At 68.9% G+C, this 10591-nt stretch carries 11 protein-coding genes and 1 pseudogene; 1 reads left to right on the top strand and 11 read right to left on the bottom strand.

Annotated features, from left to right (window positions below):
* The 6 genes and pseudogenes from AC27IO_RS15280 to AC27IO_RS15255 form a co-directional block, all read right to left on the bottom strand.
* Positions 1-526 (bottom strand): annotated as a pseudogene (locus AC27IO_RS15280) (alanine racemase); the annotation flags it as partial.
* Positions 510-1148 carry a histidine phosphatase family protein gene (locus AC27IO_RS15275; protein ID WP_317356076.1) on the bottom strand — a complete coding sequence of 213 codons (639 nt, stop codon included), beginning with the start codon at positions 1146-1148 and terminating at the stop codon, positions 510-512. The gene AC27IO_RS15275 and the pseudogene AC27IO_RS15280, both read right to left, overlap by 17 nt.
* 17 nt (positions 1149-1165) lie before the next feature.
* A complete protein-coding gene (locus AC27IO_RS15270) occupies positions 1166-1795 on the bottom strand; it encodes a DUF4136 domain-containing protein (protein WP_487114962.1) in 630 nt (209 codons plus the stop codon).
* A gap of 61 nt (positions 1796-1856) precedes the next feature.
* The gene (gene ttcA / locus AC27IO_RS15265; RefSeq protein ID WP_498739493.1) at positions 1857-2843 is read right to left on the bottom strand and encodes a tRNA 2-thiocytidine(32) synthetase TtcA; all 987 of its coding nucleotides are present in this window, start codon (positions 2841-2843) and stop codon (positions 1857-1859) included.
* 5 nt (positions 2844-2848) lie between these two features.
* Entirely contained in the window at positions 2849-3220 is a 372-nt protein-coding gene (locus tag AC27IO_RS15260) for a dihydroneopterin aldolase (RefSeq protein WP_284392946.1), read from the bottom strand.
* A 42-nt stretch (positions 3221-3262) separates the two neighbouring features.
* Entirely contained in the window at positions 3263-4066 is an 804-nt protein-coding gene (locus tag AC27IO_RS15255; protein WP_498739491.1) for an SDR family oxidoreductase, read from the bottom strand.
* Positions 4067-4074: 8 nt separating this feature from the next.
* On the opposite strand from AC27IO_RS15255, the gene AC27IO_RS15250 reads away from it, so the two are divergent.
* Positions 4075-5193: a class I SAM-dependent methyltransferase gene (locus AC27IO_RS15250; RefSeq protein WP_498739495.1), complete on the top strand. Its 1119-nt coding sequence runs from the start codon at positions 4075-4077 to the stop codon at positions 5191-5193.
* Between the two features lie 54 nt (positions 5194-5247).
* Here AC27IO_RS15250 and AC27IO_RS15245 read toward each other — a convergent pair whose 3' ends face one another.
* Genes AC27IO_RS15245 through AC27IO_RS15225 form a run of 5 tightly spaced genes read right to left on the bottom strand, consistent with a single transcriptional unit; the run spans position 5248 to position 10431 of the window.
* Positions 5248-6321: an ABC transporter ATP-binding protein gene (locus AC27IO_RS15245; RefSeq protein ID WP_317356079.1), complete on the bottom strand. Its 1074-nt coding sequence runs from the start codon at positions 6319-6321 to the stop codon at positions 5248-5250.
* Between the two features lies 1 nt (position 6322).
* The gene (locus tag AC27IO_RS15240; RefSeq protein WP_284405248.1) at positions 6323-7216 is read right to left on the bottom strand and encodes a carbohydrate ABC transporter permease; all 894 of its coding nucleotides are present in this window, start codon (positions 7214-7216) and stop codon (positions 6323-6325) included.
* Positions 7203-8117 (bottom strand): carbohydrate ABC transporter permease, encoded by a 915-nt coding sequence (locus tag AC27IO_RS15235; RefSeq protein ID WP_284405249.1) that lies wholly within the window; start codon positions 8115-8117, stop codon positions 7203-7205. Before AC27IO_RS15235 ends, AC27IO_RS15240 begins: the two co-directional genes overlap by 14 nt.
* Before the next feature lie 7 nt (positions 8118-8124).
* Complete coding sequence (locus AC27IO_RS15230; protein ID WP_284405250.1) at positions 8125-9456, bottom strand: ABC transporter substrate-binding protein; 1332 nt, start codon at positions 9454-9456, stop codon at positions 8125-8127.
* 18 nt (positions 9457-9474) lie between these two features.
* A complete protein-coding gene (locus AC27IO_RS15225) occupies positions 9475-10431 on the bottom strand; it encodes a TauD/TfdA dioxygenase family protein (RefSeq protein ID WP_284429491.1) in 957 nt (318 codons plus the stop codon).
* Between the last annotated feature and the right edge of the window lie 160 nt (positions 10432-10591).

Genomic DNA, 10591 nt, shown 5'->3' with positions numbered 1-10591 from the left:
GCCACGGCCCGCGCCAGGGCCACGGCCGGCTCGCCGGGTGGCACGCCGCAGCGCCGCTGGCCCACGTCGATTTCCACGAACACATCGATGCCCGCATCGCTGGCGGTGACGGCCATGGCCTCGGCCAGGCGCTCGATGCCTTCCTCGCTGTCCACCGCCAGGGCCAGGCGCCCGCCGCGCAGGCCGAGCTGGTGCGCCAGGCGCGCCACGCGCAGCAGCTTGGCGGCGGCGATGACCTGGTTGCTGATGTACAGGTCGTTCACGCCGGCGGCGGCCAGCGCCTCGGCTCGCTCACCTTCTGCACGCAGGCGCCCGTGGCACCGGCCTGCTGCAACAGCAGGGCGAGCTCGGCGCTCTTGTGCATCTTGGCATGGGGCCGCCAGCGCACCTGATGCTTGCGCGCGAAGTCGGCCATGCGCTGGATGTTGCGCTCCATGGCGTCGAGATCGACGACGAGTGCGGGGGTGTCGATCAGGTCGACGCGCAGGCCGATGCTGGCGCGCAGGGATTCAGGAATGGGCTTCATCGCGCGTGGCGTCGTCCAGGTGCTGTGTGTCGGCCCAGCCGACCAGGGTGAGGCCGTCACCGGTCCAGAGCAGGCGGTTGATGGCCGCGTTGGTGAGTTGCCAGGTGCGTGGGGCCTGCAGTTCCTGGCCGGTGGCGGCGCGGTACAGCACGTCCATCACACCGCCGTGGGCGACCAGCACCACGAGTTCGCCGGGGTGGCGCTGTGCCAGCTGGTGGGTGGTGCCAAGGATGCGCTCGCGGAACACGATCAGCGACTCGCCCCCGTCGGGCACGAAGTGCGGATCGCGCTGGCGCCAGCGGCGGGCCTCCTCGGGCATTTCGGTCTCGATCTCGGCGAAGGTGCGGCCCTGCAGCTGGCCGAAGCTGCGCTCGCGCAGGCCAGGCTCGGCGACCAGCGGTGCGCCCGTGGTGTCGGCCACCGCCTGCGCGGTGGCATGGGCGCGCTGCAGGTCGCTGGCATAGATGGCGGCCACGGGCTCGCCGGACAGGGCCTCGCCCACGCGGCGTGCCTGCCACAGGCCGGTGTGGTTGAGCGGAATGTCCAGATGGCCCTGGATGCGCGTGTCCACGTTCCAGGCGGTTTCTCCGTGGCGGATGGCGATGATGCGGGTGGCGTGCATGGCGGCGAGTTCGTCGATCAGGGGGCGGGCGGCGCCAGGGTGGTGCGCACCTGTCGCGGGCCCGCGGGGGGCTGCGGGAAACCGGTCAGGGCGGCGTCGAACAGGATGCCGAAGATGGCCGGGTCGCTGGTCCAGACGTCCTCGTGCACGGCGGAGGTCTCGTACACGATCTGCTGCGTGGCGGCGTCGCGCAGCACCAGGCTGGCCTCGCGGCGGTAGAGCGTGGGGGGGCGGTCCATCATCCAGCTGCCGCCCATGCCCCAGCCCCAGCGGCCGCCATGGCCCCCATAGCCGAGGCCCCAGCCCCAGCGGGGGTAGAACGGGTCGCCGTAGTAGGGCCAGTAGGCCGGCGTGGCATAGCTTGCCTGCGCGCCGACCTGCAGCACGAGCCGGGCATTGGCGTCGTCGCGCTGCAGCCCCACGCGCGCCAGCGACTGCTGGGCCATGGCTTCGATGGGGGCGAACGATGCAGCCTGGGCCTGCTGCGAGGGCAGGCGCTCCAGTCGGTAGGTGGGCGGTGAGGGCAGGGCCGCCAGCGTCGAGTAGCTGTGCACCGCGCTGTCCACGGTGCGGGTGACGGCGCAGCCGCCGAGCATCAGGGCGGCCGTGGCCAGGGTGATGGAGAAAGCGCAGCGCAGGGTCTTCATGGGTGTCTCCGGAAAGGGGCCGTCATGGTGCGGTCAGCGCTGGCGATGATCGACGGGGCGTTCAGGACAGCTGGACCACCTGCACGCCGGGCAATCCGGGGGCGGCAGGGAAATCCTCGCGGTCGAACGCCTTGTCTCCGTCTTCGCTGGCGATGCCCGTCGCCTTCAGACCCTTGAAGTCGTGCAGTGTTCCATCGAGCAGGTGCGACGGCACGACGTTCTGCAGCGCGTTGAACATGTTTTCCACACGGCCGGGGAATTTCCTGTCCCATTCGCGCAGCATCTCGCCCACCTGCTTGCGCTGCAGGTTCTCCTGGCTGCCGCACAGGTTGCAGGGAATGATGGGGAAGTCGCGGTGCGCGGCCCAGCGCGCGGTGTCCTTCTCGGCCACGTAGGCCAGCGGGCGGATCACCACGTGTTTGCCGTCGTCGCTCACGAGCTTCGGGGGCATGGACTTGAGCTTGCCGCCGAAGAACATGTTGAGCAGCAGGGTCTGCAGGATGTCGTCGCGGTGGTGGCCCAGGGCGATCTTGGTGCAGCCCAGTTCGTCGGCCACGCGGTACAGGATGCCGCGGCGCAGCCGGCTGCACAGGCTGCAGGTCGTCTTGCCTTCGGGGATGAGGCGCTTGACGATGCTGTAGGTGTCTTCGTTCTCGATGTGGAACGGCACGCCCTGCGAGGCCAGGTACTCGGGCAGCACGTGCTCGGGAAACCCCGGCTGCTTCTGGTCGAGGTTCACTGCCACGAGGTCGAAGTGGATGGGCGCGCGCGCCTTGAGCTTGAGCAGGATGTCCAGCAGGGCGTAGCTGTCCTTGCCGCCGGACATGCACACCATGACCTTGTCGCCCTCCTCGATCATCTGGTAGTCCACGATGGCCTTGCCCACCTCGCGGCACAGGCGCTTTTCCAGCTTGTGGGTCTCGCGCTCGATCTTCAGGCGGGCCGGCGCCGCAGCGGCCTCGGCGCTTGCCGCTGCATCGGGCGTGCCGAGGGGCTCGGGGGCGTTGGCGGTCCAGCCGGGCGTGGGGTCGTTGAGGATGGCATTCATGGGGTTCACCACTGTCCTGTCTCGCTGCGGATGGCCACTTCGCAGTCGTCAAAAATTTCCAATTTGGCGATCTTCACGCGCACGCCCAGCACGCCGGGCAGCAGCATGAGCCGGGCGCTGAGCTTGCCGATCAGCGTCTCCAGCAGGTTCACGTGTTCGGCCGTGCACTCGTCGATGATGATCTGGCGCACCTTGCGGTAGTCCAGCACGTGCAGGATGTCGTCGTCGCTCGGGTGCAGGGGTTGCGTGCCCAGGTGCAGCTCGGCATCGACCTGGATGGGCTGCGGCGTGGTCATCTCGTGCGCGAGGATGCCCAGGTTGGCGTCGAAGCGCAAACCGGTGAGCGTGAGGATCTGGGTGCCTGCGGCGTTGTACATGGGGTATGGGAAGGAAAGGGGGAGGGCGGAGCCGGGCTGCGCTCACATCATCGAAAAGTCGCGCTCGAACCGCATCAGGTGCTGGCCGCCATCCACCAGCAGCGTGGTGCCGGTGATGGAGCGGTTTTCCAGCGCGAACTTCACGGTGGCGGCCACGTCGGCGGGCGTGGAAGACCGGCCCAGCGGGCTCAGCGCGTGCAGCTGGCGGAATTTCTCGCCTTCCAGCAGGTGGCTGGTGAGGGTGAGGCCCGGCGCCACCCCCACCACCCGCACCCGGGGCGCGAGGGCCAGCGACAGCATGGTGCCGGCCGCCTCCAGCGCCGCCTTGGAGAGGGTGTAGCTCAGGAAGTCGGGGTTCTGGTTCCAGAGCTTCTGGTCGAGCAGGTTGACCACGGCGCCGTGGATTTCGCCCTGGTCGCCCTCCTCGCCCGCAGCGGCTGCGGCCCGCTGTTCCAGATGCGCATGCAGGCCCTGGGCCAGCAGCACGGGCGCCGCGGTGTTGCTGCGCAGGTGCTGCTCCAGCGTGGCAAACCCGAAGCTGGCGGCATCGTCGTGCTCGAAAAGCGAGGCACTGTTGACCACCGCGTCCACCGCGCCGAAATGCTGCACCACGCGGGGCAGCAGGCCGCGCACGGCGGCCTCGTCCTGGAAATCGGCATCGAAATGGGCGCTGGCACAAGAAAATCGCCGGCATGCTGCTACTGTTTCGATAGCATCCTGCTCGGAATGCCGATAGTGAACGGCCACCTGCCAGCCGCCGGCGGCCAGCGCGAGCGCGATGTCGCGGCCCAGGCGCTTGGCGGCGCCGGTCACCAGCACGGTGCGAGGACGGGAGGGGGAGGGCATCGGGGACAATCGGGACCGTGACGACGACAGAACCCCCAAGTTTAACGACCGCCCTGGCGGCCCACATTGGCCAGGCCATTGCGCAGGCTGGCGGCTGGATCGGTTTCGACCGCTTCATGGCCCTGGCCCTGTACACGCCCGGCCTGGGCTACTACGCCAACGACTCCACCAAGTTCGGCCTGTTGCCCGGATCGGGCAGCGACTTCGTGACCGCGCCCGAGCTGAGCCCCCTGTTCGGCCAGACCCTGGCCGTGCAGGTGGGCGAGGCCCTCGCACGGACCGGAACGCACGAGCTGTGGGAGTTCGGCGCGGGCTCCGGCGCCCTGGCGTTGCAGCTGCTCGATGCCCTGGGCGAACGGGTGCAGCGCTACACCATCGTCGATCTGTCCGGCAGCCTGCGCGTGCGCCAGCAGGCGCTGCTGTCCCCGCATGCGCACAAGGTGCGGTGGGTGGATGCGCTGCCCGACCGCTTTGCGGGCGTGGTGGTGGGCAACGAGGTGCTGGACGCCATGCCGGTGAAGCTGCTGGCCCGCCACGGCGGGCAGGCGGGCGGCGTGTGGCATGAACGCGGCGTGGTGCTGCAGGGCGATGCCTTCGCCTGGGCCGACCGGCCCACCGATCTGCGCCCGCCCGTCGAGGTGGAAGGCCCCCACGACTACCTGACCGAGATCCACCCGCAGGGCGAGGGCTTCATCCGCACCCTGGCCGACCGGCTGGAGCGCGGCGCAGCCTTCCTGCTGGACTATGGGTTCGGCGAGGCGGAGTACTACCACCCCCAGCGCCACATGGGCACGGTGATGTGCCACCAGGGGCACCTGGCCGACAGCGATCCGCTGGTGGCGGTGGGCCGCAAGGACATCACCGCGCACGTCAACTTCACGGCCATGGCATTGGCCGCGCAGGACGCCGGCCTGCAGGTGCTGGGCTACACCACGCAGGCGCACTTTCTCATCAACTGCGGATTGGCCCAGCGCATGGTGGAGCTGCCCCTGCTCGAACGCGCCACGGCCGCCAAGCTGGTCATGGAGCACGAGATGGGCGAGCTGTTCAAGGTGCTGGCCCTGGGCGCGGGCGAACCGTGGGAGCCCGTGGGCTTTTCGCAAGGGGACCGATCCCACCGGCTGTGATGCGCTGTGCCGCCCTGAGCCCTTCGGGTGGGCGCCACCGATGACAGGGTGGTGTCAATTCAGCCGCAGGCCGCTGGCCGCATCGAACAGGTGCGCCTGCGCCGCCACGGGCCGCAACTGAAGCGCGTCGCCCGGCCGCACGTCGATGCGGTCGCGGAACGCCGCCAGGATGTCGTGCCGGCCATCGAGCCGCAGCGCCACCTGGGTTTCCGAGCCCGTGGGCTCCACCACGACGACCTGGGCCGGCAGGCCCGCGCCGCTGGTGTCCAGCGCGAAGTGCTCGGGCCGGGCCCCGTACAGCACGCAGTCGCCATGGCGCCCGCGGGGCGGGCGGGCCAGGGGCAGGCGCAAGCCGTCGTCGGTGACCACGCTGGCGTCGCCGTCCAGATGCAACCGGCCGGGAATGAAATTCATGGCCGGCGAGCCGATGAACCCCGCCACGAAAGCATTGGCCGGCCGGTCGTACAGATCGAGGGGCGCACCCACCTGCTCGATCACCCCGTCCTTGAGCACCACGATGCGGTCGGCCAGGGTCATGGCCTCCACCTGGTCGTGCGTGACGTACACCGTGGTGGTGCCCAGGCGCTGGTGCAGCGCCTTGATTTCGGTGCGCACCTGCACGCGCAGCTTGGCATCGAGGTTGGACAGCGGCTCGTCGAACAGGAAGGCATCGGGCTGGCGCACGATGGCGCGGCCCATGGCCACGCGCTGGCGCTGGCCGCCCGAGAGCTGGCGCGGCGTGCGGTCCAGCAAGGCTTCCAGGCCCAGGACGGCGGCCACCTCGTCCACCCGGCGCCGGATGGCGGCCTGGCTCTCGCCCTGCAGCTTCAGCGAGAAGCCCAGGTTCTGCGCCACCGTCATGTGGGGGTAGAGCGCGTAGTTCTGGAACACCATGGCGATGTTGCGGTCCTTGGGCGCCACGTCGTTGATCACGCGCCCGCCCAGCCGGATCTCGCCGCTGGTGATGGTTTCGAGCCCCGCGATGGCGCGCAGCAGCGTGGACTTGCCGCAGCCCGAGGGCCCGACGAGCGCGACGAACTCGCCGTCGCGGATGTGGATGTCCACCCCGTGGATCACGGGTGTGCCGCCGTAGTGCTTGACGATCTGGTGAAGGGACAGTTCGGCCATGTCAGTCCTTGACGCCGCCGGCCGTGAGCCCGCGCACGAGGTAGGTGCGCACGAGCACCGTGAAGATCACCACCGGGAACATCACCAGCGTGCCGCTGGCGGCGATCTTGGTCCACTCCCAGCCTTCGTACTGCAGGAAGTTGACGATGGCCACCGGGGCGGTGACGGCATTCGTGCGCGTGAGGATCAGTGCGTAGAAGAAGTCGTTCCACGAGAAGATGAAGCACAGCACAGCGGTGGCCGCCAGCCCAGGCGCCGCCAGCGGCAGCGTGATGCGCCAGAAGGCCTGCCAGACGCCGCAGCCGTCGATGTAGGCCGCCTCTTCGAGCGCGGTGGGCACCGCTTCGAAGAAGGTCTGCATCAGCCAGATCACGATCGCCAAATTGAAGGTCAGATAGACGATGGCCAGGCCCACGATGGTGTCCTGCAGGCCGAGCCAGCGGTAGGCCAGGAAGAACGGGATGGTGAAGGCGATGGGCGGCGCCATGCGCGTCACCAGGATCCACAGGGCCACCTGGCGCCGCCACCGGAACTGCCAGCGCGTCAGCGCATAGGCGGCCGGCACGCCGATCAGCAGCGACAGGCCGGTGGACAGGGTGCTGACCGCCAGGCTGTTCCAGAACGACTTGAGGAAGTTGCCCTGCAGCAGGCTGCGAAAGCCCTCCAGCGTGGGCGTGAAGAGCAGGCGGTCCTCGAAGATGTCCGCGCCGGGCCGGAAGGCCAGCTGCACCAGCCACAGGAAGGGGAACATCACCACCAGCAGCAGAGCGACGGCCACGAGGCCGCGCGCGTGGCGGCGCAGCCATCCGGCACGCCGCGCATCTGGCAAGGGCAGCGTGGCAGGGGGCGGCGTGAACGTGGAGGGCAGGGGCAGGGCGGCTTCAGCGTTTGTCATGGTCGTTCCATCCGAGTCGGCCCACCAGCCAGCTGAGCGCGAACACGCCCGCGAGAATCACCATCGCGATCGCGCTGGCGTACCCCCAGTAGGAGAAGTTGAAGGCCTGGATGAAGCCGTAGTAGTTGGTCACCTCGGTCACCGTGCCCGGGCCGCCATCGGTCAGCACGTAGATCAGTGGAAAGGCCTTGAAGCTGTCGATCAGCCGGAACAGGCCGCACACCACCAGCACCGGCCGCAGGTAGGGCAGCACGATGTACCGGAACAGTTGCCAGCGGTTGGCCCCGTCCAGGCTCGCGGCCTCCAGCGGGTCGTCCGGCACCATCTGCAGCGTGGCCAGCACCATCAGCAGGGTGAACGGAAACCACTGCCAGGTGTCGGCGATGGAGATGGCCCACAAGGCCGTGTCGGGGTTGGCGATCAGCGAGCGCACCGGCAGGCCCACCGCCTCCAGCGCGCGGTGCAGAGGGCTCACGTCGGGCGTGTACAGGATCTTCCAGATCAGCGCCACCACGATGGGCGGCAGCACCATGGGGATCAGGAACGCCGTGCGCGTGGCGCCCAGCAGCTTGGAGCGCCCGTTGAGCAGCAGGGCCAGGCCCAGCCCCACGCCCAGTTGCAGCGCCACGCTGGAGACCGACAGCTGCAGCTGCGTGGCGATGGAGCGCAGAAAGCGCGCGTCCTCCAGCAGGTGGCGGTAGTTCACCAGCGGATCGTCGAAGCGGAAAGTGCCGGCCGCGTCGGTGAGGCTCAGGGGCGTGAAGCTCGTCACCAGCAGTGCCGTGGCCGGCGCCAGCGTGATGACCAGCAGCACGGCCAGCGAGGGCAGCAGGCCCCACAGGAAGGCGCGGCGGCGCGCCGCTTCCCAGCCGAGGCCGGGGCGCAGAGTCAAGGTGCTCACTGCCGGCTCACAGCTTCAGCCCGGCGCGCTGGAGCTCGGTGATCGACTGGGCCTGCGCCTGCTGCAGCGCCTGCCGGGCGCTGGCCTGGCCGGAAGCGATCAGCGCGATCGCCTTGTTGAGCTGCTGGTCCACTTGCGGGTAGACCGACACCGTGCGGTACTTCATGTGCCCGGTCTTGGAGGCCAGCTCGATCGAGTCCAGTGCCAGTTGCGCCAGGTCGTTGCCGTTGATGACCTGCCTGGCGCGGAACTCCCGGGAGTCGATGTCCGAACGGCGCGCCGGCGAGCCGTACCCGGCCAGCACCGCTTTGCGCGTGGTCTGCTTGGACAGCGCCCACTGGATGAAGGCCCACGCGGCCTCCTTGTTCTTCGACCCCGTCGGAATGCCCAGGCCATGCACGGCCGTGCCCGGAAAGCGCCCTGCAGGCCCCTTGGGCACCTGGCCGAACTGCAGTGTCTTCAAGGTCTTGCTGGAGGCCGGGTCCCCCAGTTGCGCGAGATGCAACTGCCCCGCATCGGTGAAATTGACGCGGCCGAGCTTGAGCGCCTGGGTCACCTGGTCGGGCGTGTAGGTGATGGCACCGTCGGGCCCGAACTCTCGCAGCAGGCTGGCGTAGTACTCGGCCGCTGCGATGGCTTCGGGCGTGTCCAGCGTGGGGTACAGGTCGTCCGGTGCCTTGCGGAACACGTCGCCACCGAAGGCATGCAGATAAGGCACGAAGGTCCAGCCGTAGTGGCTGTCGGACACGAAGCCCGCCACGCGCTCCTTCTTGTTCACGGCGCGCAGCACCTTCACCAGGTCGTCCGTGGTGTCGGGGTAGGCCAGGCCGGCCTGCTGCACCAGATCGAAGCGCGAGGAGGCGGACAGCAGCGCCTCGGCCGTCCAGGGAATGCCGTAGAGCTTGCCGTCCTTGCCGGTCTCGGGTGCGCGCGCGCCGGGCAAAAAGTCGTTCACGTCCCAGTCGGCGGGGGTGAGGTTGGGGTTCCTGATGAAATCGTCGAGCGGCGCGAGCCAGCCCGAGTGGATCCATCGGCTCGAGTAGATGAAGGTCACGTTGACCACGTCGTAGGCCGAGCCTTTGGTGGACAGCTCCAGGTCGGCACGCTGGTTGTAGACCGGGAACGAAGGCGTGTCGAAGTTCACCCTGGCGCCCGTGAGCGACTCGAACTCGGGCAGGTACTGCTGCAGCAGCTTGGGGTAGGCCGCGCTGAAGGTCGAGACATTCAGGGTCACGCCCTGGAACTTCTTCGCACCGCTCTGCGCCTTCGCAAAGCCGGGCAGCAGGGCGGTGGCGCCCAGGGCCGATGCGGCCTGGAGCCACTGGCGTCGTTGGGTCATGTCGATGGCTCCGTGGCGTCAGGCGGTCGCGGTAATGACGCTGTCGATCTGCGCGTCGTTGGTGGCTTCGGGCCGCACGCGGGTGCGGCTGCGGCGCCCGTCCACCGCCACGGCGGGCTCGCCGTGTACCGTGACGCGGCGCACCACGCGGGCCTGGGTGCCGTAGTCGTTGATCGCGAAGTGCTGCGTCGCCCGGTTGTCCCAGATCGCCACGTCGTCCTGCTGCCACTGCCAGCGCACGGTGTTCTCCAGGCGGACCACGCGGTTTTGCAGGATCTCGAAGAGGCGTGCCGATTCGGTGCTGGAAAAGCCCGCGATCTTCTTGACGAAGTGGCCCAGCAGCAGCGCGCGCTCGCCCGATACGGGGTGCACGTGCACCACGGGGTGCTCGGCTTCGAACACGGAGGACACGAACACCTTGCGGTGGTGGTTCAGCCGTTCCTCCTCGACCACCACGCGCTCGGCGCCGTAGTCGTAGTCGTTGCTGTGCACGGCCCACAGGCCGTCCGCCAGGCGCTGGAGGTCTTCGGGCAGGCGGGCGTAGGCCGCCGCCGTGTTGGCCCACACCGTGTCGCCGCCGTAGGCCGGGATGGTCACGCCGCGCAGGATGCCGTACTTGGGGAACGCGTCGATGAAGGTCACGTCGGTGTGCCACGAATCGGCACGGCCACCGCCCTTGGAGGCGTCGAGTTCGAAGATGCGCGTGCCCGTGGGCGAGGGCACCGTGGGATGGGCCACGGTCTTGCCCAGGCGCGCGCCGAATGCCTGGTGCGCGGCATCGTCCAGGTGCGCCTGGCCGCGGAAGAACAGCACCTTGTGGCGCACCAGCGCGGCGGTGAGGTCGGCGATGGTCGCGTCGTCCAGTTCGCCCGACAGTTGAAGGCCGAGCACTTCACCGCCCAGGCTGCCTGCCACGCGGCGGATGCGCAGGTTTCCAAAGGACGTATCGAACCGGGATGGGGATGTTTCGCTCACGGGCAGCTCCAGCGGGGAAAGGGTGATGGCCCGATTCTGGAGACCGCCATGGCGGACGCGAAGCGACCAAATCGGATATGCAAGCAACCCGAACATCGGGCCATATCCATAGGCCGAAAAGATGGAAGGGCGCTGCCGGCCCGTTACCCGTTACCCGTTA

The sequence above is a fragment of the Acidovorax sp. KNOB132 genome (assembly GCF_057541515.1).
Note: the sequence above shows the minus strand (reverse complement) of the source record. Positions and strands in the feature narration are given on the sequence as shown.